The sequence below is a fragment of the Streptomyces sp. 8K308 genome (assembly GCF_004348315.1).
Classification (GTDB): Bacteria; Actinomycetota; Actinomycetes; order Streptomycetales; family Streptomycetaceae; genus Streptomyces.
Genome location: NZ_SMKC01000022.1, coordinates 1 through 25,856 on the forward strand (window position 1 = coordinate 1; position 25,856 = coordinate 25,856).

The window sequence follows — 25,856 nt, forward strand, 5'->3', positions numbered from 1 at the left end:
GCCCCGTCCTCCTCCACGACGAACCCGTGCCGCGCCAGCTCCCGCAGGTGGTAACTGGTCGCCCCGGAGTTGAGCCCGAGACCCCGCGCGACCCGCGCCGAGGTGGCGGGCCCGTGCACGCCGAGCCACTCGAGGATCCGCAACCGCCTGGGGTGCGCGAGTGCCTTGAGCCCGTCGAGGGATGGGGTGAAGGCCATGTGCACAGACTCCTGTGCACAGGTGCGTGCGCACGATCCGACGACCCCCCGGACCGGGGGTGGGGTTAACCCCCGCCCCGCGGCGACCGGCGGCGACGCACGGAGTGCCGCTTCGGGGGTGCGGGGCATGGGCCCACCACGCCTCAGGCACGCCTCAGCGGGCAGCCAGACCGCTGGGGCGTCCCGCTCCACACGACACCTGTCGGTCGCCGCGCACGAGTCATCCTGTGCCGGGCGAGGGGTTCCACTTCTGTTCGTGGGTGTGCAGTGCCGCGTGCAGTGCGGGGGCCATGCGGCGTACCACCTCGTCGGGTGGCATCGAGGCGAACGGCTCGACCGCGAGCAGGTAGCGGCTGTAGATGATCCCGGTCAGCTGTGCGCTGAGGACGGCGGCCCTTGCCTCGGCTTCCGCTGGGTCGGCGTCGTCCAGCCGCTCGGCGATCCGGCTGACCATCTCCTGCTCGACCATCTCCCTGAGGAGGCGGGTGAGGTCCGGGCTACCGGTGGCGCCGCCGACGACGGCGCGCAGTGAGGCGCCGACGGTCGGGTCGTCCCAGGTCGACAGCAGGGCGCGCAGCAGCCGTTCAGGCAGTGTCGCGACAGGGCCGGGCAGCTGATCGGCGAGCACCTGTGCGGGGTTGGCGGCCAGGGCCAGGATCTCACCGAACAGGCCGCGCTTGGAGCCGAAGAAGTAGCTGATCAGAGCGGCGTCGACGTCCGCCTCGGCGGCGATGGACCGCATGGTCACCGCGTCGTAGCCGGCGCTGAGGAACTGCGTTCTGGCCACCTGGAGGATGCGCTCGCGGGTGGCGGAAGGGCCGGTCCTGCGCCCTCTCCTGGTCGATTTATTCATCACAGTTGAAATCTACCGAACGGCCGTGCCACACTCAATTCAACGCCGATGAATTGAGGTCGATCGCATGTCATCCCCCCAGGAAGTGGCAGTCACCCGCACGAGGCAGCGCGCCGTCCTCGGTGTGATCTGCCTGTCTCTCGCGACCGTGGTCGCGGCCGTCGCCTCGTTGAACGTGGCGGTGCCGTCGATCGCCCGCGACACCCACGCCTCCCTGACGCAGCTCTCATGGATCATCGACGCCTACGCCCTGGTGTTCGCGGCGCTGCTCCTGCTGGGCGGTGCGATCGGCGACCGGTTCGGGCGGCGCCGGGCGCTGCTCGCGGGCCTCACCGTCTTCGGCGGGGCCTCCGCCGCGGCGATGGCGACCGACAGCGCCGGGATGCTGATCGCGATGCGCGGCCTGCTCGGCGTGGGCGCGGCCCTGGTCATGCCGGCAACGCTCTCGACGATCACGAGCACGTTCCCGCGCGAGGAGCGCTCCCGTGCGGTCGGCACCTGGGCCGGGGTCGCGGGGGCGAGCGCGATCCTCGGCCTGCTCGCCTCCGGCCTGCTGCTTGAGGCCTGGTCCTGGCGTTCCGTGTTCGCGCTGAACATCGCCCTGGCCGCCGCCGCCATCATCGGCACGCTGCTCGTCATCCCGGAATCGGCCGATCCGCGGGCACCGAAACTCGACCTCGTCGGCGCACTCTTCACGGTGGCCGGTCTTGGCATCCTGGTCTATTCGATCATCGAGGCGCCTGTCGTCGGCTGGGCGCACTGGCACACGATCGGCGGCCTGGGCGCCGGTATCGCGATCCTGGTCGGCTTCGTCTACTGGGAGCTGTCCCGGCCGAATCCGCTGCTCGACCCGCGCCTGTTCCGCAACCGGGTGTTCGCCGCCGGGACGCTCTCGCTCACGCTGCAGTTCTTCGCGTTCTTCGGGTTCGTCTTCCTGGTGCTGCAGTACCTGCAGCTGGTGCTCGGCAACAGCCCGCTCGTCGCGGCACTCAGCCTCATCCCGATGGCGCTTGGCATGATGCCGTCGGCGCGCGTCATCGCGCCCCGGCTGGCGGCCCGCGCCGGCACCCGCGCCACCTGCGTGGCGGGCCTGCTCCTGATCTCGACCGGACTGGCCGTCCTGGCCCAGCTCGACAGCTCCAGCTCCTACTGGCTGCTGCTGTGCGGACTGCTGCCGCTGGGCGCCGGCATGGGACTCGCCATGACCCCGGCCACCACCGCCATCACCGACGCGCTGCCACCGTCGCAGCAGGGCATCGGGTCCGCGGTGAACGACCTCACCCGGGAACTCGGCGGGGCGCTCGGCATCGCGGTGCTCGGCAGCATCATGCAGTCCGCCTACCGCGACCAGCTCGACCTCTCCGGACTGCCAGGACCGGTCGCGGCACAGGCGCGCGACTCCGTGGCGGTCGCCCTGCGCCTCGGCTCACCCGCCGCCGACCGGGCACGGGAGGCGTTCGCCGACGGCATGAGCACGGCACTGATCTGCGCGGCCGTCGTGGTCGTCTGCGCTGCCGCCGCCGTCGCCGCACTGCTCAGGCACGGCCGCCCCGCAGCCGTCGCCCTCACGCGGCAGGAGGCAACGGCCACGCCAATCGAGTCCGCGTGACCCGGAAGACACCAGGCCCCGGGCCCCATGACCCTTCGGTCATGGGGCCTGAAGCCGAGGTAGCGGGGGAACGGTGCCGATCCGGACGGTCATCCGCAGCAGACCGTCCGCACCAAGGTCGTCCAGCAGCACCCGGGCGAACTCCAGGTCGTCGGCGTTGAGTTCCACCCGCTGGCGAAGCTCCGCCGCCAACGTCCCGCTCGGCCGGCGCCCGTATGGGTCGCGACCGGTCAGGCCGTCCGGCAGATCGTCGGGTCCGGCTCCCAACACCCGTCAGCCACCCGCGACCTCGCGGTGCGCCGCGCGCACGGGCAGCACGCTGTCCTCTTCGCCGGCCTGGACGAACGCTCGCCGCATGTACTCGAAGAACTCGGTCAGCCGGGAGGGAGCCACCGCCGCCACCGCCTGCCGCGGCTCCGGCAGGGTGGCGCTCACCCAGGCATCGTGGGACAGCGTCTACCGGGGGCGCGGACCGCTAGGCTTTTCGAACAAGGCGGCGCTCCGGGGGGCTGGAATGACGCATTCGAGGGACGCGCGGGAGACGGCGGCGGAGATCATCGCGCTGCGGATGCGGGAATACGACTCCCTGCGCAACGAGATCCAGCAGCGCGTGGCGGCCCGCACGCAGATCGCCGGATTCGCCGGACTGATCGCGGCCCTGTTGTCGGCCGAGAACCTGAGCCCGGACCGGCCCAACATCTACCTCACGGCGCTGATCGTCGGCTTCTCGCTCATCTGGTGGCGCCGAAGCAATCTCGGCATCCTACGTCTTGGCCACCACCTGCGCGAAATCGAACGAGACGTCAACGAACTGGCCACCACCGCCTATGGCCGCCCCGTTCTCGGCTGGGAAACGCACCGACATCAGCAACGACGTGCGGAGACACGAATGTGGCGGGCGCTGGGCCGGGCCGGAGGATGGATTCAACGGGACTAATGCGCAGGTCATTCCACCCTAGGATGCCGAGACATGAGTCGGCTCAGTGACATCGTGCTGCCCACCGAGGCCAAGGCCCGTCAACTGGTCACGGATCGGGGCACGTTCGCCGCGCTCGACGCCGCGCCGGGGCCCGGCACCCTCCCGTTGGGCTCGGCGCTGCTGCTGCCGGGGTTCACCGGCAGCAAGGAGGACTTCATCCCCCTGCTGGCCCCCCTGGCACGGGCCGGCTTCCGCGTCCTCGCCGTGGACGGGCGAGGCCAGCACGAGACGGACGGCCCGCGCGCCGTCTCCGCCTACGCCCAGGCCGAGTTGGCCGGGGACGTGCGGGCGCAGGCAGCCGCCATCGCCGCCGAAGTACCCGGCCCGGCGCACCTGCTCGGCCACTCCTTCGGTGGCCTGGTCGCCCGAGCGGCGGTGCTGTCCTCGGCCCAGCCGCCCCCCTGGGCGTCCCTGACCCTGATGAACGTCGGCCCGGCCGTCGTCGACGCGCCGCAGCAGGGCCGCACCAGGATGTTGGTCGACGCCCTCTCCACGACCGACATGGCGAGCATCTGGGAGGCGATGCGGGCCCTCGACCCCCGCACCACCCCCGACGAGGATCCCGAGGTCGCCGCCTTCATGCGGCGCCGCTGGCTCAACCACGTGCCCGAGCAACTGATCGCCACCGGCGAGCAGTTGCTCAACGAACCGGACCGGGTGGCGGAGCTGGCCCGGGTCGGACTCCCCACCCTGGTGATCTCCGGCGCCGAGGACCCCACCTGGCCGGTGCCCTGGCAGGACGACATGGCCCGCCGCCTTGGCGCCCGCCGCGTGGTGATCGCCAACGCGGGCCACTCCCCCAACATCAGCCACCCGGTCGAGACGGCTCGGGCGCTGGTCGACTTCTGGGCCTCGGCCGGGTGAACTCGGCCGTTCAGCCCCGTTCGCCACGGCCCGGTCGGACAGGCCCGCCTGGGTGGGTTGGGACCAGGTCACGCACGGTTCGATTTCCTGGAGGACCAGCTCGGCTCGCTCGGCCCCGCGCCCGCTGCGCGACCCGGACGCGCCCGAGCTGGACGAGGACGACGAAGGCGTGGACTGAACACCCACATTGGGTGACGCGGGCATACCAGGTGGCCGGGGTGCTCGGAAATCGCAAGCGTCGGCAGGGGAGCCGATGCCGGGCTGCCTGCTATGCCCAACTAAGCCTTGACTGGTGCGGCCGACCTGGCGGTCTGCTCGATCTTCGCGCAGTAGGCTGCACGGGCTTCCTCGTCGATCTGCTGCTCGTGTTCGGCGCGCAACCCGGTCCGGCCGTCGAGGCCCTCGCGCAGGATATCGGCGTGCCCGGCATGCCGGATGGACTCGCCGAGGACATGGACCATGACGGCGAACAGGTTCGTGTCGGCATAAGGCTCCGGCCACCACGGCACGCGGCCGGGGGCGTCGAGGGGAAGCTCGTTGATCGTCGCGTCCGAGTGTTCCCACGTGCGCCGGTAGAACCCAATGATCTGATCGCGGGTCTCGTCCGCGGTCGCCCACAGATCGCTGCCGTCGGAGTCCTGCCACCGGGGCAGCGGTTCCGGGGAAGGACGGTCGAAGACCTCGCCGAAGTACCTGGCCTCGACGGTGGCCACGTGTTTGACCAGGCCGAGGAGGTTGGTCCCGGTCGCTGTCAAAGGTCGGCGGGCGTCGTATTCGGACAAGCCGTCGAGTTTCCAGAGCAGCACCTTGCGGTCCCGCCGCAGTCTCCCGTGCAGGTTGTCTTTCGCGAATTCATCGATCACGCGGCATGAGCCTGCCACGGGCTGCTCGTGGTCTCAAGATCCGCACATGGTCCGCAACGATGGGTGGAGCCGAGGCCGCCTGGCCAGCGGCCGTTGTTCACGCTCACGGACGGCACCGCCTCGGGGCGAAGGTCCACCAGCGGTGTCTCGACCGACGAGCAGTCGACCGCCCGGCCGAACCTCGTCCTGGACGAGGCCGGCATCGAGGACCCGGTCGCCCTGCGCATCCACGACGGCGCGTTCTCCTCGATGGACCTCACCGCCCGCCACCCGCGCACCGGAGAACTGCTATCCACGTGAAGTTCATGGGCAGCCCCTCGCCGCCACCGGCGAGCTCCAGCGCGAGCTGACCCACGACGGACTGCGACGCCGCCGAGGCCAAGGGCAGCAAGACCGGACGCCGCCCCGCCGTCCCGGCCGTGCACCACCGGCTCCTCGCCCGCTGCCAACCGCTCGACGGCACCTCCGATGCCCCGGCGATCCCGGGGCGCAGCGCAAGGCCCGCCACGAGTACGAGAACCGCGTCACCACGCTTGTACCGCCCGGGCCATGATCAATCTCACCGATTACCGCTGTACCGATGTTCCCCGAGGCCGACTTCCGCGGCGAAGATGTTGGCGCGCGTGGAGGTCTCGAGCCAGGAGAAGGGACGCTCTGCGGGGAGCATCGTCGACATGCTTCGCACGCCAGGACGAGCGTTCGGCACCGGACAACGAACTGGCCGCGTGGATGGGCACGTTCTGCGAACCTACGAGGCGTTCACGGCCGCCCGATCCGCCTGCCCGAGTATCTGGAACAGCGACACCCCGGGCTCACCCGGCCGTACCAGGCCGCTGCGGGCTCTCAGGCCCGAACGTCCGTCACGAACGCCTGCCAGGCGGCGGCCGGGACGACGAGGGCCGGGCCGGTCGGGTTCTTGCTGTCACGGACGGGGACGACGCGGGTGAAGCCGTCGGCGACCTCGACGCACGTCCCGCCTTCGTTGTTGCTGTAGCTCGACTTACGCCAGCCAGCGATGGTGGAGGCGTCTTGAATGGGCCTAGTAAGCACGCTCGTACTCCTTCAAATATCGCCGGATGACGCCAATTGATCGCTCTTCCGAAAGAGCCATCGAGCGGACCACGCCGAATTGTCGCGCCAGTTTGAGCAGCCTCGCCGAGGAGAGCATCGGCCCGCCCGTCATGACGCCCTCAACGTGACCGATCGTGGACCCGTCAGAAAACGTCGCGAGCATAGCACTGCCCCCTACCAGAGGAGTCCCCCCACAGTTGAAGGGAATCACCTGCACAATGGTGTAGACGCTCTCCATCACCTGCAGCAGGTAGTCGAGTTGCGCACTCATGACCCGAGAACCACCGATTGGCCGGGCTAGAACCGCTTCATCCAGTAGGGCCCAGTAATGCGGAGGTACTTCACGCTTGAACATGCGCTTTCGATGCATGCGGTCGGACACCCACTTATCGATCTGCGCTTCCGTGTCCCACGAGTACCCGACGAAAGTCAACTGGCGAGCGTACTCCTCGGTTTGCAGGAGGCCAGGAACCACAGAACTGGTCATCTCCTGGATCTGGACGGCCGTCTGCTCCTTGCGCAGCATGAGCCCGTAGTCCGGAAGCGCCGCGTTCTCGTCCGCCTTCAGCAGATCGACGAACAAGTCGCCGGTGCCGAAGAACCTGTCCAACGCCTCCGCTAGTTCGTTGGACGGCAACTGATGACAGTTCTCGACACGGCTGAGGTACGAGTACTTGTAGCCGATCTTCGCCTCGAACTCGCGGAGCGAGAGGCCCGCCTTCTTGCGGAGTCGCTTGAGATGCCTGGCCAGCACCATACGGTGGGTGAGGCGGTCGTCGTCGGGGTTCAGCTCCATTCGAACCTCCATTCAACTCCCCTGTTAACACAGGAGAATTGGGAACAGCCCAGAGGGTGTCCGGGCATGCGTATACGCCGATGGTAGTGGCGTGATTACCCCACAGAGTCAGAATCCACTCAGGGATCTCGTCCGGACGGCCCGCGACGAACTCGACGCCACGCCTCGGACCAACGGGGTCGTGCTGCCCTCGCTCGGGCTCGCCCCCGTGACCACGGCCGCCGGCTGCGCCTACCCGCTGATCAACCTCGGTCGCTGCGACCTGGAAACGGCGGCGCTGCTGGCGGAAGTCCTCAACCGGGCCGCTGAGCGGTTGAGGAGGTGACGGCGTGCAGCCCAACTCCCCGCCGCGCGGTGGCGAGGAACACCTGTCTGTGAGCTGCTGTCTCCGCCGGCACGACGAGTGCCGGGAGGGCGTCGTGCGCCCGCCGATCCCCGAGGTCGGCATCCGGTTCGAACCGTGCTCGTGCGAGTGTCACCACCGGTGCCCGACCGTGCGGGGTGAGGCACGGTGACTGAGTACTACCAACCGATCGAGTCGATCACCGTGAACGCGGCGACGCTGCAGCGCGGTGACATCATCACCATCGGCGGCCAGCCGTTCGTCGTGCGCGACCTGGTGAGCCTGCACGGCGGCGCGAAGCGGCTGGAGTTCCTGTCCGGCGACGCCCTCACCGTTCGCTGGAACACGATCCTCAAGGCGGCCCGCCCGTACCGGCGGCCCGCCCGGCCCAAGCGCTGACCGGCGAACCCGTGGCGCCGCGACGGCGACTCACCCGGCCTTCGCTCTCCCGGTGGTGGGATGCCCCCGTCCGGGTGACCTCCGCACCGCGCGGGCCGGTTCCTCCCTCGGCGCGCGGCGGCCGGTCCCGAGACTGGTCGGCAGTGACACCAGAGGAGGCCCCATGGATCGGCTGCCGATCGTCTACGTGCGCGGCTACGCCGGGCCGACCGCCGGGATCAACGAGCAGGTGGACGATCCCTTCTACGGCTTCAACCGGGGCGCCACCCACGTGCGCGTCGGCGGCGACGGCGACCCGGCGTTCTACCAGTTCGAGGGGCCGCTGCTGCGGCTGATGACCGACGAGGGGTACCAACTGCTCGTCCGGGGCGACCAGCACCGGTACCTGCGGGGCGTCGAGGACGCCAGCGTGCCGCCCGCCTCGCTCTGGGTGTACCGCTTCTACGACCAGGCCGCGACCACCTTCGCCGCGCCGCCGCACGAGAGCCTGCCGGAGCGGCTGCTCGGCAGGCTGCGCCGCCGGGTCTCCGCGGAAGGCTTCGACATCGAGTCCGCGGCGGCCGGCCTCTACGACCTCATCGAGCTGATCCGGCGGAAGACGGGGGCGCCCAGGGTGTTCCTGGTGGCGCACTCCATGGGCGGGCTCGTCGTCCGGTGCATGATGCAGAAGGTCTGCTTCCACCCCGACGCGGACGGCAGGCCCCGCTCGTCGGCGAAGGAGTTGGTGGCGCGGTTCTTCACCTACGGCACCCCGCACGGCGGCATCGACCTCCGTCTCGACGCGATGGACTGGGCGCAGCAGGTCTTCGGCCCGGCCGGCTCGGACATCTTCGCGCCGGAGAAGATGTACGGCTATCTGGAGCCCAAGGCGCACTTCGGCGACCGGCCGCCGCGCTCGGCCGACTTCGACCCGCAGCGCCTCCCCGAGCAGGCATTCGACACCGACGACGTCTTCTGCCTCGTCGGCACGAACCCCAAGGACTACGGCCTCTCCCGGGTGCCCGTCGGCCCCAAGAGCGACGGCCTGGTCCGCATCGAGCGCGCCTATGTCCGGGGCGCCCACCGGGCCTACGTCTACCGCTCCCACTCCGGCACGTACGGGGAGGTGAACTCCGAGGAGGGCTACCAGAACCTGCGACGCTTCCTCTTCGGCCGCTGGCAGGTCGCCCTCGCCCTCGCCGGCCTCCCCGGCTCCGTTCCCGACGAGCCCGTCTGGCAGGCGGACACCAGGCTCACCATCCGTGGCCTGCCCATCGTGATGACCGAGCAGAGCGCGGCCCACTGGTGCCCCGTCCAGCTCAGCGACGAGATCCGCCGCCGCGACGGGGACGCGGACGTCGCCGTCCCGGTGGCCGGCACCTTCCTCCTGCACCGGGACCGGCTCCGCCACGCCTTCTCCCTGCGCGTGTTCACCCTGAACGAGGACGATGGCCGCATCCACCTCACCGACCACCTGGAGCAGGTGCCGGCCTGGGCCGACACCCTCATCGTGGACATCAGGCCCGGCGGAGCCGGCGGCGAGGGCGCGGGCCTGGAGGCGTGGGTGGCCTGGAACAGCATGGTGGCGGGCTCACCCGAGTCCTTCGACCCGATCACGGACGGCCTCCCGGCCGAGGCGCGCACCCCCGCCGCCTGGCGGCGCGAGAACGGGAAGCACGTCGCCGACATCGCCCTGCCCCCCACCGCCCGGGCGCTGGCCGTGCTCGGCCCGAACGCCACGCTGCGCGTCGAGGTCCGCGACCGGCGGGCCAGCGCCGGCTGAGGGCCTGGTCGAGGCGCGGGGCCGAGGCCGGTTCGGCGGAGGTCCGGCGCTGCCCCCGGTGCGGAAAGACGCCCGCATTCCGAAAAGTAGGTGGCATCTACAACGATCCGCCGTACCCTTCCTCCATGAGCATCGACCTCCCCGCCGCCCGCACCCCCCTGCCGCCGCTCGCCGGGCGGGTCTCGGCGGTAGGCGCCTCGCCGGTGCGGGAGATCCTGGCGTTGACGGCACGGCCCGAGGTGATCTCGTTCGCCGGCGGGCTGCCGGCGCCCGAACTGTTCGACGCGGAGCGGATACGCGCGGCCTACGACCGGGTGCTGGCCGAGGCGCCGCGCCGGGTGCTGCAGTACGCGACGACCGAGGGCGACCCCGCGCTGCGCGCCGCCGTGGCCGGGCGGCTCGGCGGGCGCGGCCTGCCGACCGAGGCGGACGAACTGCTGGTCACGGCCGGCTCGCAGCAGGCGCTGACGCTGGTGGCCACCGCGCTGCTCGAACCGGGCGACGTGGTGCTCGTCGAGGACCCGACGTATCTGGCCGCGCTCCAGTGCTTCGGTTTCGCCGGGGCCCGGGTGGTGCCGGTGCCGTGCGACGCGGACGGCGTCGACCCTGCGGCGCTCGACCGGCTGATCGCCGCCGAGCGACCGAAGCTGCTGTACCTGATCCCCAACTTCCACAACCCGACCGGCCGTACCATGCCCGTCGAACGGCGGCGCACCGTCGCGGAGTCGGCGGAGCGGCACGGCCTGTGGCTCGTGGAGGACGACCCGTACGGGGAGCTGCGCTTCGAGGGCGAGCCGGCGCCGTGGCTCGCCTCGTTCCCCGGCGTCGAGGACCGCGCGGTGCTGCTCGGCAGCTTCTCCAAGATCATGGCCCCGGGGATGCGCCTCGGCTGGCTGCGCGCCCCCGCCGCGCTACGACGCGCCTGCGTGATCGCCAAGCAGGCCGCCGACCTGCACTCCTCCGCCGTCGACCAGGCGGCGGCCGCCCGCTACCTCGCCGACAGCGACCTGGCGGCGCACCTCACCCGGGTCCGCGCCGCCTACCGCGAGCGCCGCGACGCCCTGCTCGCGGGCCTGCCGGCCGCGCTGCCGCCCGGCAGCACCTGGAACCAGCCGGAGGGCGGCATGTTCGTCTGGGCGAGCCTCCCGACCGGGCACGACGCCACCGCGCTGCTGCGCACCGCCATCACCCACGACGTGGCCTACGTGCCGGGCGCCCCGTTCTACGCGGGCCGGCCCGACCCGACGACACTACGGCTCTCCTTCACCACCCACACCCCGGAGGAGATCGCGGAGGGTCTGCGGCGGCTGCGGCGGGCCCTCGACTGACGGTCCCCGGCTGAGTGGCCACGAGCACGCGTCCACCCCTCTACTGTGGGGAACGAAGTACCGCCGGTGCCGCTGAGCCCGCACCGGCGGCGACGGCGACGTGAGGAAGGGGTGAGCGGGCGCCCATGCCCGAGGCAGGACGGTCCTCGTTGACAACATGGCTGAGCACCCTCGACGAGGAGCGGTTGCACCGGGTGCTCCGCGACAGACCGGACGCAGCCGCGGCCCCGGAGCCGCGCGCCCTCGGGGAGTTGGCGGACCGCCTCCAGCGCCCCGGCTCCGTGGCCCTCGCGGTGGCCCGACTGCCGCTGCCCGCGCTGCAGGTGGCCGAGGCGGTCGCGGCGCTCGGCGAGCACGGGGATCGCGCCGCCCTCGCGGCGCTGTTGGGGCAGCGCGACGAGCGGGCCGTCCGGCGCCTCGACGAGGCGCTGACGACGCTGGCGGACCACGCGCTGGTCTGGCCGGCGGACTCCGACGAGCTGCGGATGGCGACCGCGCTGCGCGAGGCGTGGGAGACCCCGCTCGGCCTCGGCCAGCCGCTGGAGGCGCTGCTTTCGGCGGCCACGTCCGAGGACCTGCGCTCCATGCTGACCAAGCTCGGCGTCAAGGCGGCAGGCAACACCAAGGCGGCCCGGCGCGCGGCGCTGCGCGAGCACTACGGCTCCGCCGAGCGGATCCTCGCGGTGGTGGCCAAGGCACCGCCCAGGACCCGGCAGCTTCTGGAGCGGCGGGCCGCGGGCCCGCCGGCCGCCCACCGGGGGATCGTCTTCGGCTCCCCCGACCCGGCGCCCGGGGCCGACTCCCGCTGGGCCGAGGAGCGTGGCCTGCTGATGCGCGAGCGCCACGGGTACGGGCGGCTCCGGATGCCGGCCGAGGTGGCGCTCGCACTGCGCGGCCCGGAATGGCGGGCCCCGTTCGACGCCGAGCCTCCGACCGTCGACGTGGTCCCGGTCGGCGACGAGGAGGTGGCGCGGGAGGCCGCGGCGGCCGCCGGGGCGTTCGCGGCCCGCGCCGCCTCGGTGCTCAAGGAGTGTGCCGACCGGCCGCTCGCCGTCCTGAAGTCGGGCGGCGTGGGCGTCCGGGAGCTCGGCCGGCTCGCCAAGGCCACGCGCTGTGACGAGCCGCTGGTGCGGCTGGTCCTGGAGTGCGCGCACGCGTCCGGGCTGCTGTCCCGGGCCGGGAACCAGGTCGTGGCGACCAAGGCGTACGACGCCTGGGCGGAGCACGAGCCGGCCGAGCGGCTGGTCACGCTCCTGCGCGCCTGGTGGGGGCTCCCCATGACCCCGACCGGCGCCCGAGACGAGGAGGGAAAGCCCGTGCCGGCCATGGCCCCCTTCGTCTCCTGCGCGGGCTGCGTGCAGGCACGCCGGGGTCTGGGCGCCGCGCTGCGCGGGCTGCCGGAAGGCCACGGGGCGGCGCGGCCGCCCCAGGTCGGCACCCTGATCCCCTGGCACCGACCGATGGCCGACGAACTCCCGCAGGATTCCACACCGTTCGCCTCCCTCATCGGCGAGGCGACGACGTTGGGCGTCCTCGCCGCCGGCGCGCTCTCCCCCCTCGGGGCCGCGCTCCTCGACGACGATCCGGCGGAGCTCGCGGAGCGGGCCGGCCGACTGCTGCCACCCGCCGTGTCCCGCGTTCGATTCGGTTCCGATCTCACGGCCGTGGCCATGGGCACGCCGTCGACGCGGCTGATGACGCTGCTTGACTCGGTCGCCGACCGCGAGTCCGACGGCACGGCCTCGCTGTGGCGGTTCAGCCCCGCGAGCGTCCGCCGCGCCATGGACGCCGGGCACGGGGCGGCGGAGATCGAGGGCGACCTGGCGGCCGTCACCGACCAGCCGCTACCGCAGCCGCTGAGCTACCTGATCGCCGACACCGCCCGTCGGCACGGACAGCTGCGCGTGGTGTCCGCGCTCTGCGTCGTCGTCGGCGAGGAACCCGGGCTGATCGCGGAGCTCGCCGCCCACCGCCGGCTCGCGAAGCTCGGCCTGCGCCGAGTGGCTCCCACGGTGGTGGTGGCGGATGCCACGCCGAAGGACACGCTGGCCGCGTTGCGCACCGAGGGGTACGCGCCGGTCGCCGAGTCCGTCGCCGGCACCCTGCGCGTCGAGCGGCCTCCGACCGAGCGGGCGCCGGCCCCGCTACCCCGCCCCCGGACGGCCCCAGTCGGCGAGCCCGAGCTGCGCGCGTTGGCCGCCGGCCTGGTGAGGGGCCCGGTGGACGCGCGGGAGCCCGACCAGGACCGGGAAATTCCCTACGACTCGGACACCGAGGAACTCCTGGCCTCGAACGCCGGGCAGCTTCCCCTGGCCGACCGGCGCCAACTCGCCCACGCCATCCACGAGGGCGGGGCCGTCACCATCGCGTACGTTTCGGGCGCTGGGGCGCACACGGTGCGCACGCTCAGCGAACTCGACTTCGACCCGCCGTTCCTGTACGCCTGGTGCCATCTCCGTGAGGACGACCGCGTCTTCGCCCTCGGCCGCATCCAGAGCGTCATGCCGGCGGCCGCGACCGCGACCGGATAAGACGAAACGCCGTGTCGACCCGCCGCCCGTTGGTTGAGGCGGCGGATCGACACGGCGCGAGGTCCGTGTCCCGGGAGCGGTCAGGCGGCCTGCGGGCGGCGGGTGACCTTGCCGCTCTTCAGGCACGAGGTGCAGACCTTGACGCGCTGCGGGGTGCCGTCGACGATCGCCCGCACGGACTGAATGTTCGGGGTGAACTTACGCGGCGACCGCGCCTTGACCCGACGCGCGATGGCGTTCTTGCCGAGGCGGGAGACCCTGTTGCCGAAGGAGGGTTCCTTGGCGCACACATCGCAACGGTTAGACATTCGACTACTCTCCGTACGGGACCGGCCTTGATACTGCAACGACTACTAGCCCTCAGAGGGCATACATCCCTTTAGTCTAAGGCACTCCCGGGACGCCCCCGACCACCCCCTCGGGCCGGCTACCACATGAGGGCGTCGTCCATGGAGGTCTGCCAGTAGGTGACGGCCGCCGCGTCGTCGAGGAAGACCTCGCCGCCCGGCAGCGACAGGTCCACCGTGTCGCCCGCCGAGCCGCCCTCGGCCTGCGCGAAGGAGAGGCTCAGGGAGGTCACGGTGAAGCCCTCCGCCGAGGCGCCGGACGAGGTGATCAGCCCGGCGTAAGCGGACTGGCCGGGCTCCAGCACGACCACGGCCTGCGGAATGCTGTCCTCGACCCACGGCAGCGGGGCCTGTGCCCCCTCGTAGCCGAGGAAGGGGGCGTTGTAGGCGAGGCACGCCTCGTCACCGGTGTTGGTGGCGGTGAGCAGCAGGTGGTTGATGGGCCGCTCGACGGGGGAGACGGTCACCTCGGTGTTCAGGTCGGTGCAGGGCGTGCTCCCGTCCTCGCCGGCGCCGCCCTCGACGGTGCCCTGGCCCGGCTCCACGCCGGTCTCCTCGGTCTCTTCGCCGCCGGTCGACTCGTCGGTGCCGCCGGTGGTGCCCTCCTGCTCGGAGGACCCCTGGTCCGCGCCGCCGCCCACGAGTTCGTCGTCCTGGCAGGCGGTGAGCGAGAGGGCGGCCACGGCGGCGACGGTGGCGACGAGGGCCCGGGTGCGGCGGCGGAGCGTGAAGGCGTTCATGACGTGTGCTGCTTTCTCGTGTGGTCTGTCGTGCTGCCGGCGGCGGGTCGCTGCCGGACCGACCACAGGTTGTGCCGGGTCCCGTCCCGCCCACCAGCGACGATGGCCGGGACGGGGGGATGGGACGTTCGAACCCCCGGTGAGCTGGAAGGATGTGGGGCGCGTCGAATGGCCCACCGGGACGGTGGAACGAGGGGGGAGACATGTCCGCGGACACGGAGATCGCCGATCTGGCCGCGTTGCTCGAGGAGTTGAAGAGGCGCTCCGGACTGAGCTACGGCACGCTCGCCAAGCGACTGCACATGAGCGCCTCGACGCTGCACCGCTACTGCAAGGGGGACGGGCTGCCGCCCGAGTTCGCGACGGTGGAGCGGTTCGCTCGGCTCTGCAAGGCGACGCCCGAGGAGTTGGTCGAGCTGCACCGGCGCTGGATCGCGGCCGACACGGCGCGCGAGCGGGAGCGCGAACAACGGGTCCCCGCGCAGGAGTCCCCGTCACCAGCCGGCACGCCGCCCGTGTCCGCCGTGCCGCCCGGGCCACCCGCGTCGCCCGCCGGGCGACGCCGGCGCCCCGCCCTCGTCGTCGTCGCCGTCGCCCTGGCCACGGCCCTCACCGTGACCGCCGGCGTGCTGCTCGCCTCCCGTGACGACGGGTCGGACACCACGGACCCGACGGACACGGCGGAGCAACCGCCGCCGGAAGGTGGGGAGGAGGCGCCGGTGACGGTGGCCGCCCGCCCGCACGCGGTCGAGCAGGGGGCCTGCGGCAACTGGTACCTCGTCGACGCGGAGCCCGAGTCGGTGCCCCCGCCGCCCGACGAGGCGGCCGCGCCCGGCTGGGCGCGCGCGATGGGCGCCGTCTCGGCCGAGCGGCAGTACGTCGAGCTCACCATCCAGAGCTCGGCCGACGAGACGGTGGTGTTGCGGGACCTGCGGGTCCGCGTGACCAGGGCCGGCGACCCGCTGCCCTGGAACCTCTACACCGGGTACGGCGGCTGTGGCGGCGGCCCCGTGGAGACCACCGCCTTCGACGTCGACCTGGACGCGGCCGCCCCGGAACCCACCGCGGCCGGCGGCCAGCCGGACCTGCCGCTGTGGGTGGACGAGACCGACCCGCTGGTCGTGTACGTCACCGCGAGCACCGAGGCGCACGACGTCGAGTGGTACCTGGAGCTCGACTGGTCGAGCGGCGACCGCGAGGGCGTGCTCGTGATCGATGACGAGGGGGAGCCGTTCCGCACCAGCGCCACCACGGGCCAGCCCGAGTGGTCGTTCCCCATCGGCGGCACCGAGTGGTACTCGTACGACGCCGAGTGAGCCGCGTGCCGACAGCCGCACCGGCACCCGGCGGGGCGCTGCTGGGCAACGTGCGGTCCGCCGCGCCCGAGCCCACTCGCGGCTACGTCGGGTCGCACGGCGGCCGGGACAGGAGGTCGGTGGTGGTGTCGCCGAGCTCCGCCTCCGAGAGGACGCGCCAGCCGATCGCCTCGCATAGGGCGGCACGCCACTGTTCCGGGCGGTCGAGCTCCACCGCCGTCAGCAGGGTTGACCCCGGGGTGGGGTAGTCCTCCGGTCCGTACAACACCGTGTGACCGTCGCCCGAGACGCCCTGGTAGATGCCGTCGACGCCGAGGTCGTAGCGCTCGACGGGCACGGCGGATCCGATCTTGTACAGGCGCACCTGGCTGCCACTGGCCACCAGGAACCTGCCGTCCTGGAGGAAGGAGATGGCGAACGTGGGCGACGTCGAGCATCCGCCAGGGCACAGGTTTCCCACCGGCCCGAGTTCCCGGCGGGGTGGATCCGTGCTCCACAGCTCCCACACGCTCCCCTTCCGCAGGATCGCCAGCTGGTCGCCGTCCGGGGAGTACCTCGCCACGTTGACGCCCTCGCCCGTGTCCGCCCGCAGCTCGGTGACCTCACGGCCGGCGCCGAGGTCCACCACCCGGATCTCGGGCCCGCCGTTCGTCACGGCGACGTGGCCCTCCTCACGGTAGGGGACGACCTGTAGATAGCCGGCGTCGTCCGGCGCGTCGCTGAGCAGGCCGAGGTCGCCCAGGTCCACCCGGCCGACGCGCTCCCCGGTCAGCGCGTCCCACCGTTCGACCACGGCCGCCGACACCGTCACCAGGTGGTGATCGTCAGCGAAGAAGTGGTTGATGTCCTCAAGGGTGTTCGGATGCCGGTCCTCCGGCGGCGGCTCCACGCTGACCTCGGACAGCACCTCCAGGGTCTCCGCGTCCCGGACGGCGAACCGGTCCTCCGCCACCCGGTCCGCGAGAAGGGTGCCGTCGGCGCTGAAGCGCGGCGGCAGAGCACCGGCCTCCGGGACGTAGGTGGCTCCGGGGCGCTCCACCGTGAGCAGCTCCCGCAGCTCCCGGTTCGCCTCGACCACCCGGAGCCGACCGTCGTCCAGATAGCCGATGATCCGCTCCCCGTCCGGGGTCAGCCCGACCGAGTTGAAGACGTCCGCGTCCTGCGGTTCCGTCGGCTGTTCGAGCAGGACCATGGCGGTCGAGCTCGCTACGAGCAGCAGCGGTTGGTCACCGTCCCGCAGCACGGCCCGATACGTCCGGCTGTCGTCCGCCGCGATCACCGGATTCGGCAGCACCCGCGTCAGTTCTACGGGCCCACCGTCCGCCGACAGGTCGAAGACGGACGTGTCGTCGGCGTAGTAGCGGCCGGTGTAATCCAGCGCGTCCGGTGAGAAGCATCCGTAGGGCATCTCCTCGCGGTACCGCACCGTGCCGTCGGCGGTGTCCAGCAGCTCGATCTCCTCGCCGTCCCGGCAGTACGCCACGGTGGTGCCGTCACCGGACACCGCCGGGCCGTCCGAGGTGGTCTCGGTGAGCCGCCTGGTCTGGCCGGTGGCCAGGTCCACCGCCAGCACGTGGTTGGCCAGATCGTCGGTGACCGCGTGCGCCAGCACGGTGTCCTGGTCCCGCCCGAACCACACGGCGTTGACGAAGCTGTATCCGGACAACGTGACCGGGTCGGCCCGGGTACCCCGGTCGAGGTCCCACCAGACCAGCGTGTTGTCCGTGGCGGCCACGACCCGGTCGGCGTCCCGTGAGATGGCGGCAAGTCCCTCGGTCTCCGTCAGGTAGTTCTCCATGTAGATCTGGGGGGCGCGGATCACGTGGGGGTCCCCCAACGGTTCGCCGAGCTCGTACCAGACCAGTTCCGCGTCCTGGGAGACGTACCCGGCGCGCTCGCCGTCCGGGGAGACGAACGGATGCAGCGCGGTCATCTCGCGCGGCAGGAGCTGCTGGCGCAGTCGCCCGTCCTCCTCTCGCGTGAAGAGCGTGGCCCGGCCGGCGTTGGTGCTCGTCAGCACCACGCGCCCGTCCCCGCTCGCGGCCACGTGGTCGATGCCACCGAGCGGGCCTGACATCACCACCTCCGCTTCCCCGTAGGCGAGATAGGACTGGAGAAGCGCGTCGCGCGCCGCCTCGGTGGGGGCCCGCTGATAGGCGGCGATCGCGTACATGATGGCAAGCGCCGGGTCGGACTCCAGGGTGTCGAGCGAGGCGGCCGCCAGACCCCGGGACTCCGCATCCGCCGCCCGGTCGCGGCTCACGCCGGTCTGGTAGACGAAGAGCGAACCGAGCACGGCGACCAGCGCGGCGACCACGCCGAACGACACGAACAGCCGGCGCCTGCGCCGCGCCTGCCGCTGTGATCGCGCACGCCCCTGGGCCAGAAACTCCCGGTCCCGCGTATCGAGATCGTCACCGCGTTCGATCTCCCAGCGCGTCGCCGCGGCCAGCGCGGTGGCGCCCGGGAGCAGGTCGGCCGGCCGGCTCGCCGCCTCCCAGCGCTCCCGGTCCTGCCGCACCCCCTCCCGCCAGGTCAGGAACGCGCGGTCCTGCTCCGTCCACTCCCGTAGTCTGGGCCAGGCGGTGATCAGCGCCTCGTGCGCCAGCTCCACGGTCCCCCACCGCTCGCCGTCCGTCTCGGCCACCCCGATGACCAGCAGCCGCTCGGCGGCCAGCGCCCGCGCGATCGCCCACTCGGCGTCGCCGAGCTCGGATCGCGGCACGGTCCGGCGCACGGCGGCAGGGGTGCCGAGGGGGAGCCGGACCAGCCGGGTGAGCAGCCGGCGCGCGGCTCGCTCCCCGTCCTCCCCGGCGGGCACGCACCGCTTCCAGGCATCATCCGCGTGCTGGGCGAGCGCGCCCCGCACCCCGCCGAGGCGGGTGTACGCCTCCTGGGTCAGCTGCCCGCCGCGCTGCTCCTGCCACAGCCGGTCGAGGGTGAACCCGAGCAGCGGCAGCACTCCCGGTGCCTCCCCGGCATCATCCAGGACACGCTGCTCAAGGTCCGGTTGGTACGACACCGCGGGGATCCGCTCGACCGGACCGGTCACGGCCTCGCGCAGCTGGGCGGGTGTCATGGGTGCCAAAAGATAGGGGCGGCCACGCAACGCCCGGCGCAGCACCGGGTGTTCCTCGACGGCCTCCAGGAAGTCGGCGCGCAGGGTGGCCAGCACCCGCAGTCCGTCCGGCGGTTGTTCCGGCCAGAGCACGCCGATCTCCGCCGCCGGCGCGCCACGCGTCAGCAGCTCCTCCAGCTGGTCCACCACCACGACCAGACCGCGGACCGAGCGGGCCTCGCGCACCTGGGCGACCAGATCGGGCAGCCCGCCCTCGGCCAACTCCGCCCTCGTCTCCCGGATTTCCCGCCGCAGCGCGGCGCCGCGTAACTCGGGCCGCAGCAGCGCGGTCAGTTCGGCCACGAGGCCGTCGAGCAGTTCCCGCGGCTCGCGGTCACGCACCACCACGGTCGCGAATCCCGCAGCGCGCAGCCGGGGCACCACGCCGGCGCGAGCCACCGAGGACTTGCCGCAGCCGGAGGCGCCGAAGACGGTGACGCGCGGGTGCTCAAGCACCAGTTCGGCGATCTCTCCGCTCTCCGCCGCCCGGCCGAAGAAGAACTCGGCGTCGCTCTCCTGGAACGCGGCGAGCCCGGGAAACGGGGACGGCAGGCCGACGACCTCCCGCAGGAGCGGGACGGCCTCGACGAGTTGGTCGGTGGGGATGAGGAAGGCCACCGGGTTGCCGGCGTCGGCCGCGACCACCATGCCGATCACGGCGGAGAGCCGGTCGTCCCACACGGGCGCCCCGCTGAACCCGCGGCCGACGGCATAGCCGCCGTCGACCGCCCGCTCGAACTGCAGCCAGCCGTCGCCCTGCCGCTCCCGCAACACCCCGGCGTGCCAGATCCCGTGCCGGTGCCGGGCGGGAAACCCGAGAGTCCTGATCGGATGTCCCCACATGTCCTTCCTGGTCTCCACCAGGGGCACAGGCCGCGCACCGGGGAGGGGAGCGTCGAGGCGCAGCACGGCCACGTCCGGCCCAGGCCGCCAGTCGAGCACCGTGGCAGGCACGGGACCGGCGCCTTCGACGCGCCCCGAGTCAACCCACACCCGAACGCCCACCGCGCCCCCCTGGATGACGTGCGCGCAGGTCAGCGCAAGTCGGCCCGTCACCAGAAAGCCGGCGCCGGCGGCCTCCCCGTCCGCGCGCAGCACGCGCAGCACCCCACCGTCCAGCGGAGGGAGATCCACAGCACTCACTCCTGCCCGTCGGGCCGCCGCCAGGTGAGGCTGACCGCGAAGTTCGCCTCCCCGGACGCGCTGGCGATCACCACGTCGGCGTCGGCCGACAGCGACACCCCGAACTCCACGGTGATCTCGTCGGGCGGGTCGGCCAAGCCGCGAAAACGCGCCACGAACCGCTCAGCGACCGGCCGGACGCTGTCCAGCATCGCGTCAAGCGACCGCGTCGCCCGGGCGGCGACCCGCTGCCCGGGCCGCCCCACCCTGATCAGCCCCTCGTCCAGCTCGCGCACCTGTACCGCGATGCGCTCCGGGCCCTGCTCCCCCACCGGTAACTCGACCACATACACGTCGGATGCCTCTCTGCCGCTACCCCACCCGTCGCCGGCACGACACGTCACAGGGTGACAGCCGGTGTGGAGGGTCACAAGACGTCATCCTGGGGATACATGGTGAAACATCAGGCGGGCGACCGGCCGGTCCACGGGGAGTCCGGGTGAGCCGCCGCCCCGCCACCGCGGTCAGCGGATCCGCTGCGGGCGGACGCTCTCCAGCGTTGGTCGGACGGGCTGGAGCAGGTTGTCGCCGGAGAAGGTGAGCCGGTCGATGGTGGTCTCGCGGTGGGTGCCGTCGCCGCCGGGGATCGCGAAGCGGTGGTAGGCGATGTACCAGTCGTCGGTGCCGGGGACGTTGAGCACCGAGTTGTGCCCGGTGCCGAGGACGCCGAGCGAGTCGTCGCGGCGCAGGATCACCCCGCGGTTGGTGAACGGTCCCAGCGGGCTGTCGGAAGTGGCGTAGCCGACGCGGTAGTTCGGGCTGCGTGTGTCGTCGATCGAGTAGGTGAGGTGGTAGCGGCCGTCGCGCTCCACCATGAACAGGCCCTCGCGGAAGTCGGTCAGGCCCTCGATCCGGCGGACCAGGTCCTGGTCGAAGGAGACCATGTCGTCGTTGAGCGGGACCACCCAGGCCGAGCCGTTGCCCCAGTAGAGATACGGCTGGCCATCGGTGTCGGTGAAGACGGCCGGGTCGATGGGCTGGCCGCCGCCGTCGGGGTTGGCGGCGATCAGCGGGGCGCCCGAGTCGACGAACGGGCCGGTCGGGGAGTCGGCGACGGCCACGCCGATCTTGGCGTCGGCGCAGTAGTAGAGGTAGTAGCGGCCGTCGCGTTCGGCGATGGTCGGCGCCCAGGCACGCGAGTCGGCCCAGGAGACGTCGGGCCCGAGGTCCAGGATGACGCCCTCGTCGTGCCAGTCGACCAGGTTCCGGGACGACCAGGCGCTGAACGTGGTGGAACCCCAGCCGGGGAAGCCGTCGGTGGTGGCGTAGAGGTAGTAACGGTCGCCGAACGCCACGATGTTGGGGTCGGCGGTGTACCCGGGAAGCACCGGGCTGCGCATCTCGACGGCGCGCACCGTCCAGGTCCGCGTGGCGCCCTCGGCCGACGTGACGGTGTAGGTCACCGGCTGGCGCAGGTCGACGGGCCGGCCGCCGGGCGGAGAGATCCGCGCGCCGGGGGCGAGGGTGAAGTCGGGGCGCAGCCGGCGCCGGTCGGTGCCGGGGACGACGGGCAGGGTGATGGTGGAGCCGGCGGTGTCGATGACGGCCGGGACCCGGAGCTGGCGGAGGTCGACGGCGCGCACGGCGGTCGCGTTGCCGGGCAGGGCGGCGATCTCGTCGGCGGACAGGGCGCGGTTGTAGAGGCGGACGTCGCGCATCCGGCCGTCGAAGCGGTGGTCGGCGGTGTACTGGGAGCGGCCGAGGTAGTTGGCGGTGGTGCGGCCGCCGGCGAGGTCGGAGGGGCGCAGCGTCATGGCGTCGTTGCGGGCCACCTCGACGCCGTCGAGGTAGAGCACGGCGCTGGCCCCGTCGATGGTGTAGGCGACGTTCACCCAACGGTCGCGCGGCAGGCCGCCGGCGGAGGCGGCCTGCTGCTCGCGGGTCCAGTCGCCGTCGGAGAGCGCGGCGCGGAAGCCGTCGCCCTCGGTGCCGCCGGTGGCGAAGAGGTAGCCGTCGCCACGCCCGTCGGCGGCGGTGTTGCCGAAGCCGAAGAGGAAGTAGGGGGTGCGTTGGGCGGGGTCGACGCGGACGTCGGCGGAGACGGTGACGGCGTCGACGCCGGCCAGCATGTTGTCGGGCAGCCGGACGTGCCCGTCCGTGCCGCCGAAGTCGAGCGAGCCGTCCGCCGCCCAGCTGACGTCGCCGGCGAGGGTGCCGTCGTAGCCGTGGCCCGAGGCGTCGGCCGCCGTGCCGTCCAGCGGCCAGTGCGCGACGAGACCGTTCTGGTCGGCCCGCACCGGGGGCACGCCCCAGCGCTCGGCGAGCCGGTCGTACTCGGCCTGGGTGACGGGCAGCACGGTGCCGTGCCGAGGCGAGGACGGCAGCCGGTAGTCGGCGGACTCGGTCCACCGCCCGGACGCCAGGTCGGTGGTCTCGAACGGCACGTAGCCGCGCCCGCCGAACTCGTCGATGAACAGGTACCACTTCTCCTCGGTGTTGGACCGGAACACGGTCGGCCCCTCGCCGCGCGCCAGCGTGCCGCTGCCCAGGCAGTCGGCGACGAGGTCCCAGGACGGGGCGAGGAGGTCGGTCGAGCTCTCCTGGGTGACGAACTTGGCGCAGGGGAGCGAGGAGGACGGGTCGCGCTCGTCCTTGGTGAAGCGGTGGAAGACGCCGTCGTCCTCGATCACCGTCGAGTCGATCACCGAGTAGCCGGGGTCGTGCCACACCTCGGGCTCGCTGAACGTCACGAAGTCGCGGGTCGTCGCGTACATCATGCGGTTGTGGGTGTCGGCGGTGTGGTCCGGGTCGTCCTCGGCGTACAGCTTGGACGCCCAGAACACGACGTACGCGTTCCGCTCCGGGTCCCAGTAGGCCTCCGGCGCCCAGACGTTGCCCGCGGTCGGCGGCGCGACCTCGACGGACCGCTGCGCCGACCAGTTCACGAGGTCGCGGGACTCCCACACCATGATCGACCGGCTGCCGTGCCGCTGCACGTGGTCCCAGTCCCCGTTGCCGTGAATCCTCAGGTCCGTGGCGATCAGGTAGAACCGGTCGCCCTCCGGCGCCCGGATGACGAAGGGATCGCGCACGCCCAGGTCCCCGAGCGTCGAGGTGAGCACCGGGTTTCCGCCGTTCAGCTCCTGCCAGTGCAGCGGGTCGTTGCCGCGGCTGAGGGCGAAGTACACCTGCTCGCCGTCGGCCGTGCCCTCACCCGTGAAGTAGGTGAAAAGGTAGCCGGCGTACGGCTCCTCGGCCGCCTGGGCCGGAGCGGGGAGGGCGAGCAGGGCCGCGAGTGACGCCAACGCGCCGGCGAGCGCGGCGCCGAGCCGGGAGCGTCGTCGGGTGGGGGACATACCGCTCAGTATTCGAAATGAATGAGCACGGTCAAGACCGCCGACGCAAGAAGTCACACAGAAGCAAACACCGCGACCGGGGACCGGCCGTCCCGCTCAGGGCTCGTCGAGCAGCCGGCGGGCCGTGGTGATGTCGGTGACGAGCGCGGTGATCCACCGGCCACGCACCGCGGCGCGCACCGCCGTGTACTTGCGCTCCCAGCCGGCCACCGCGATGCGGCGCGGGACGGTGCGCAGCTGGTCGACCGAGATGCCGATGGTCAGCTCGCCGAGGCCGGCGTCGACGTGCACGCCGTTCTCGTCGAAGAACCGCTGGCAGATGTCGCCCACCGCGCCGAGGCCGCGCAGCCGCGCGATGTCCTCCTCCGTCACCGCGTTGCCGCCGAGCCGCAGCAGCGGTGAGGGCTCCAGGCTGCCAATGCCGACCAGGACGGCGGTCAGCTGCTGCCAGGCCTGGCTGACCTCGCGCACCGCCGGGTCGTTCAGCAACGAGAGGCGGGCCTCGACCGAGCCGACCATGCCGGGGGCGCGGACGAACAGCGGGGTGGCGCCCGTGCGTTCGGCGAGCCCGGCGGTGAGGCGGGTCGCCTGGACCTGACCCTGCGGGTCCCCGACGCCGCCCATCAGCTGGACCACCTTGTCGGCGCCCGGCGCCCTGGCCGGCTGCATCGCCTCGACGGCGGCCAGCAGCGTCTCGCTCCACGTCGAGACGCCGATCAGGTCGCCGGGGTGGAACGCCGTCTCCAGGTAGCTGGCGGCGGCGGTGCCGAGGGCCCGCATCAGGGTGTGCGAGTGGCCCGGCAGGTCGTCCCCGTCGACGACCACGACGTCCGTCAGCTGGTAGCGCTCGGCGAGCGCGTCCTCCAGGTCGCTGTGGATGCCGGGCGGGGCGACCACGACGGTCCTGACCACACCCAGCTCGGTCGCGGAGCGCAGCAGGCGGGAGACCCTGGCCTGGGAGAGGCCGAGGGCACCGGCGATCTCCGCCTGCCGCATGCCGCGCTCGTGGTACATGCGGGCCACGCGCACGATGAGGCGGAGTCGGTTCACGGATTCCCGGTCGGTGAGGTCTGGACGCTGGGGCACACTCGGAACCCTACTGACCGCCGGGCGGGTGGGCCGCCGCGGCCGGCGCCAGGCTCAGCCGCGCCCGGGCGACGGCCCGGTGCCAGGCGTCGAGGCGGCGGGCGCGCTCGGGCTCGGAACACCGCGGCCGGTAGACGTCCTCGGGGCCGCGCGCGTCCGCGAGGCGCTCCGGCGTGGTGAGCCCCAGGGCGCGCCCGGCCAGGTGCGCGGCCGACTGCTGAGCTTCAGCCGCCTGGACAGGACCGGACTGGGAGGTGTTTCCCACTGGTCACAGGTGCATCTTCCATGATCGGGATAGACCGTTCGTTTTACAGACCCGGAGACAAACGCGTGTCCTTGAGTCGGAGCTGGGAGTGCGGCGGTGAGGGCCTCTTTCGCACTGAGTGGCTTGTCGTCCACGCTTGGTGTCGGTAACGGGATAGAGGGGGATGAGGCTGATGGCGCGGCGGCGTGGATGGCGGCGCAGGCGGAACCGGCGGTTATCGGTCGCCGGCGTCGTGCTGCTGGCGGTGGTGGTGATCTCCTGGTCGCGGATCTGGCCGTTCGTGCTCGCGGCGGTGGGGCTGGCCGGCGTCGGGGCTCTGGTGTGGTGGGGCTGGCGCACCCACCGGGAGATACGCCGCAAGGACGCGGCCTTCCGGGCGGAACAGCGGGTGCTGGATGCCAACCGCTCGCTGGAGAAGGTGGACAAGCTGCACTGGCGGGACTTCGAGCGGATGGTGGCCGCGATGCTCCGCGAGGGCGGCTGCACCGAGGTCGAGTGGGTCGGTAGAGGGGGAGACCGGGGCAGGGACGTGACAGGCGTGCTGCCAGATGGCCGGTCGATGGTGGTCCAGTGCAAGCTGTTCGCCACGCACCGGTCGGTTGTGAGCGGCGACATGCAGCGCCTGTTAGGGGCTCGGACCAACTTCGCGGCCGACGTCGCGATCTTCGTGACGAACACCAGGTTCACCGCCGATGCCGAGCGGTACGCGCAGGACAACGACATCATCGCCATCGGCCGCAACCTCTTCGCCTCGTGGCTCAAGGGATCCCGTCTGGAGCACGTACTCCAGACAGGCGTCGGCGGCCAAGGCGACCGGAAGCACCTGAAGACCTGGAAGCGGACATACGCTAAGCCCAGGAGCCGCCGCAGGAAGAAGCCCGCGAGCTGACCGTCCAGAGCCCTGGCTGGTC

Annotated in this window: 25 protein-coding genes; 11 read left to right on the plus strand and 14 right to left on the minus strand. The window is 72.1% G+C overall.

The window, feature by feature from the left end; translation table 11 throughout:
* Both E1265_RS05705 and E1265_RS05710 read right to left on the minus strand, forming a co-directional pair.
* On the minus strand, window positions 1-197 hold a 197-nt coding region (locus E1265_RS05705; RefSeq protein ID WP_132929117.1), incomplete at its 3' end, for a helix-turn-helix domain-containing protein.
* Between the two features lie 220 nt (window positions 198-417).
* Window positions 418-984, minus strand: coding sequence for a TetR family transcriptional regulator (locus E1265_RS05710; protein ID WP_207930964.1), 567 nt, complete (start codon window positions 982-984; stop codon window positions 418-420).
* A gap of 133 nt (window positions 985-1,117) precedes the next feature.
* On the opposite strand from E1265_RS05710, the gene E1265_RS05715 reads away from it, so the two are divergent.
* A complete protein-coding gene (locus E1265_RS05715; protein WP_132929118.1) occupies window positions 1,118-2,659 on the plus strand; it encodes an MFS transporter in 1,542 nt (513 codons plus the stop codon).
* A 39-nt stretch (window positions 2,660-2,698) separates the two neighbouring features.
* On the opposite strand, the gene E1265_RS05720 is transcribed toward E1265_RS05715, so the two are convergent.
* Together E1265_RS05720 and E1265_RS36840 are read right to left on the minus strand one after the other, a co-directional pair.
* Complete coding sequence (locus E1265_RS05720) at window positions 2,699-2,929, minus strand: hypothetical protein (RefSeq protein ID WP_132929119.1); 231 nt, start codon at window positions 2,927-2,929, stop codon at window positions 2,699-2,701.
* A gap of 3 nt (window positions 2,930-2,932) precedes the next feature.
* The gene (locus tag E1265_RS36840) at window positions 2,933-3,094 is read right to left on the minus strand and encodes a hypothetical protein (protein WP_165953652.1); all 162 of its coding nucleotides are present in this window, start codon (window positions 3,092-3,094) and stop codon (window positions 2,933-2,935) included.
* Here E1265_RS36840 and E1265_RS05725 point away from each other — a divergent pair.
* Window positions 3,084-3,596 carry a hypothetical protein gene (locus E1265_RS05725; protein ID WP_132929120.1) on the plus strand — a complete coding sequence of 171 codons (513 nt, stop codon included), beginning with the start codon at window positions 3,084-3,086 and terminating at the stop codon, window positions 3,594-3,596. The two genes, E1265_RS36840 and E1265_RS05725, sit on opposite strands and share 11 nt — an antisense overlap.
* 33 nt (window positions 3,597-3,629) lie before the next feature.
* On the plus strand, window positions 3,630-4,502 hold the full coding sequence (locus E1265_RS05730; protein WP_132929121.1) for an alpha/beta fold hydrolase: 873 nt from the start codon (window positions 3,630-3,632) through the stop codon (window positions 4,500-4,502).
* Window positions 4,503-4,780: 278 nt separating this feature from the next.
* Here the strand turns inward: E1265_RS05730 and E1265_RS05735 are convergent, their stop codons facing one another.
* Window positions 4,781-5,365, minus strand: a complete 585-nt coding sequence (locus E1265_RS05735; protein ID WP_132929122.1) for a DinB family protein — start codon at window positions 5,363-5,365, stop codon at window positions 4,781-4,783.
* 93 nt (window positions 5,366-5,458) lie between these two features.
* On the opposite strand from E1265_RS05735, the gene E1265_RS38625 reads away from it, so the two are divergent.
* A complete protein-coding gene (locus E1265_RS38625) occupies window positions 5,459-5,665 on the plus strand; it encodes a hypothetical protein (RefSeq protein WP_243740555.1) in 207 nt (68 codons plus the stop codon).
* Window positions 5,666-6,208: 543 nt separating this feature from the next.
* Here the strand turns inward: E1265_RS38625 and E1265_RS05745 are convergent.
* Together E1265_RS05745 and E1265_RS05750 are read right to left on the minus strand one after the other, a co-directional pair.
* Window positions 6,209-6,415: a DUF397 domain-containing protein gene (locus tag E1265_RS05745; RefSeq protein WP_243740556.1), complete on the minus strand. Its 207-nt coding sequence runs from the start codon at window positions 6,413-6,415 to the stop codon at window positions 6,209-6,211.
* A complete protein-coding gene (locus tag E1265_RS05750; RefSeq protein ID WP_165953653.1) occupies window positions 6,405-7,232 on the minus strand; it encodes a helix-turn-helix transcriptional regulator in 828 nt (275 codons plus the stop codon). The genes E1265_RS05745 and E1265_RS05750 overlap by 11 nt, the downstream gene beginning before the upstream one ends.
* Before the next feature lie 91 nt (window positions 7,233-7,323).
* Between E1265_RS05750 and E1265_RS05755 the strand changes: the two genes are divergently transcribed.
* From E1265_RS05755 to E1265_RS05775, 5 genes are all read left to right on the plus strand, one after another.
* Window positions 7,324-7,557, plus strand: a complete 234-nt coding sequence (locus E1265_RS05755; protein ID WP_132929124.1) for a hypothetical protein — start codon at window positions 7,324-7,326, stop codon at window positions 7,555-7,557.
* A gap of 186 nt (window positions 7,558-7,743) precedes the next feature.
* Window positions 7,744-7,974, plus strand: coding sequence for a hypothetical protein (locus E1265_RS05760; RefSeq protein ID WP_132929125.1), 231 nt, complete (start codon window positions 7,744-7,746; stop codon window positions 7,972-7,974).
* Between the two features lie 163 nt (window positions 7,975-8,137).
* The gene (locus tag E1265_RS05765; protein ID WP_132929126.1) at window positions 8,138-9,736 is read left to right on the plus strand and encodes an alpha/beta hydrolase; all 1,599 of its coding nucleotides are present in this window, start codon (window positions 8,138-8,140) and stop codon (window positions 9,734-9,736) included.
* A gap of 125 nt (window positions 9,737-9,861) precedes the next feature.
* The gene (locus tag E1265_RS05770; protein WP_132929127.1) at window positions 9,862-11,064 is read left to right on the plus strand and encodes a PLP-dependent aminotransferase family protein; all 1,203 of its coding nucleotides are present in this window, start codon (window positions 9,862-9,864) and stop codon (window positions 11,062-11,064) included.
* Window positions 11,065-11,213: 149 nt separating this feature from the next.
* Window positions 11,214-13,595, plus strand: coding sequence for a helicase-associated domain-containing protein (locus E1265_RS05775; protein ID WP_347877159.1), 2,382 nt, complete (start codon window positions 11,214-11,216; stop codon window positions 13,593-13,595).
* Between the two features lie 80 nt (window positions 13,596-13,675).
* Here the strand turns inward: E1265_RS05775 and rpmB are convergent, their stop codons facing one another.
* The gene (gene rpmB / locus E1265_RS05780) at window positions 13,676-13,903 is read right to left on the minus strand and encodes a 50S ribosomal protein L28 (protein WP_132929129.1); all 228 of its coding nucleotides are present in this window, start codon (window positions 13,901-13,903) and stop codon (window positions 13,676-13,678) included.
* Window positions 13,904-14,022: 119 nt separating this feature from the next.
* Window positions 14,023-14,682 (minus strand): DUF4232 domain-containing protein, encoded by a 660-nt coding sequence (locus E1265_RS05785; protein WP_132929130.1) that lies wholly within the window; start codon window positions 14,680-14,682, stop codon window positions 14,023-14,025.
* Window positions 14,683-14,885: 203 nt separating this feature from the next.
* Between E1265_RS05785 and E1265_RS05790 the strand changes: the two genes are divergently transcribed.
* Window positions 14,886-15,998, plus strand: coding sequence for a helix-turn-helix transcriptional regulator (locus tag E1265_RS05790; protein WP_132929131.1), 1,113 nt, complete (start codon window positions 14,886-14,888; stop codon window positions 15,996-15,998).
* Window positions 15,999-16,080: 82 nt separating this feature from the next.
* On the opposite strand, the gene E1265_RS05795 is transcribed toward E1265_RS05790, so the two are convergent.
* The 5 genes from E1265_RS05795 to E1265_RS05815 form a co-directional block, all read right to left on the minus strand.
* A complete protein-coding gene (locus E1265_RS05795) occupies window positions 16,081-20,250 on the minus strand; it encodes a trypsin-like peptidase domain-containing protein (protein WP_132929132.1) in 4,170 nt (1,389 codons plus the stop codon).
* A 5-nt stretch (window positions 20,251-20,255) separates the two neighbouring features.
* Entirely contained in the window at window positions 20,256-20,585 is a 330-nt protein-coding gene (locus E1265_RS05800) for a CU044_2847 family protein (RefSeq protein WP_243740558.1), read from the minus strand.
* 177 nt (window positions 20,586-20,762) lie between these two features.
* Window positions 20,763-23,594, minus strand: a complete 2,832-nt coding sequence (locus E1265_RS05805) for a family 43 glycosylhydrolase (protein ID WP_132929134.1) — start codon at window positions 23,592-23,594, stop codon at window positions 20,763-20,765.
* Window positions 23,595-23,690: 96 nt separating this feature from the next.
* Window positions 23,691-24,680 carry a sugar-binding transcriptional regulator gene (locus E1265_RS05810; protein ID WP_132929135.1) on the minus strand — a complete coding sequence of 330 codons (990 nt, stop codon included), beginning with the start codon at window positions 24,678-24,680 and terminating at the stop codon, window positions 23,691-23,693.
* A 10-nt stretch (window positions 24,681-24,690) separates the two neighbouring features.
* Window positions 24,691-24,945: a hypothetical protein gene (locus E1265_RS05815; protein WP_132929136.1), complete on the minus strand. Its 255-nt coding sequence runs from the start codon at window positions 24,943-24,945 to the stop codon at window positions 24,691-24,693.
* Window positions 24,946-25,117: 172 nt separating this feature from the next.
* Between E1265_RS05815 and E1265_RS05820 the strand changes: the two genes are divergently transcribed.
* Entirely contained in the window at window positions 25,118-25,834 is a 717-nt protein-coding gene (locus E1265_RS05820; RefSeq protein WP_165953654.1) for a restriction endonuclease, read from the plus strand.
* Window positions 25,835-25,856 lie beyond the last annotated feature (22 nt).

What these genes read in the sequence shown, in the direction of transcription:
- E1265_RS05715 (WP_132929118.1), top strand. Translation starts at nt 1,118, where the DNA reads ATGTCATCCCCCCAGGAAGTGGCAGTCACCCGCACGAGGCAGCGCGCC.
- E1265_RS05730 (WP_132929121.1), top strand. Translation starts at nt 3,630, where the DNA reads ATGAGTCGGCTCAGTGACATCGTGCTGCCCACCGAGGCCAAGGCCCGT.
- E1265_RS05750 (WP_165953653.1), bottom strand. Translation starts at nt 7,232, where the DNA reads ATGGAGCTGAACCCCGACGACGACCGCCTCACCCACCGTATGGTGCTG.
- E1265_RS05765 (WP_132929126.1), top strand. Translation starts at nt 8,138, where the DNA reads ATGGATCGGCTGCCGATCGTCTACGTGCGCGGCTACGCCGGGCCGACC.
- E1265_RS05770 (WP_132929127.1), top strand. Translation starts at nt 9,862, where the DNA reads ATGAGCATCGACCTCCCCGCCGCCCGCACCCCCCTGCCGCCGCTCGCC.
- rpmB (WP_132929129.1), bottom strand. Translation starts at nt 13,903, where the DNA reads ATGTCTAACCGTTGCGATGTGTGCGCCAAGGAACCCTCCTTCGGCAAC.
- E1265_RS05785 (WP_132929130.1), bottom strand. Translation starts at nt 14,682, where the DNA reads ATGAACGCCTTCACGCTCCGCCGCCGCACCCGGGCCCTCGTCGCCACC.
- E1265_RS05790 (WP_132929131.1), top strand. Translation starts at nt 14,886, where the DNA reads ATGTCCGCGGACACGGAGATCGCCGATCTGGCCGCGTTGCTCGAGGAG.
- E1265_RS05805 (WP_132929134.1), bottom strand. Translation starts at nt 23,594, where the DNA reads ATGTCCCCCACCCGACGACGCTCCCGGCTCGGCGCCGCGCTCGCCGGC.
- E1265_RS05820 (WP_165953654.1), top strand. Translation starts at nt 25,118, where the DNA reads ATGGCGCGGCGGCGTGGATGGCGGCGCAGGCGGAACCGGCGGTTATCG.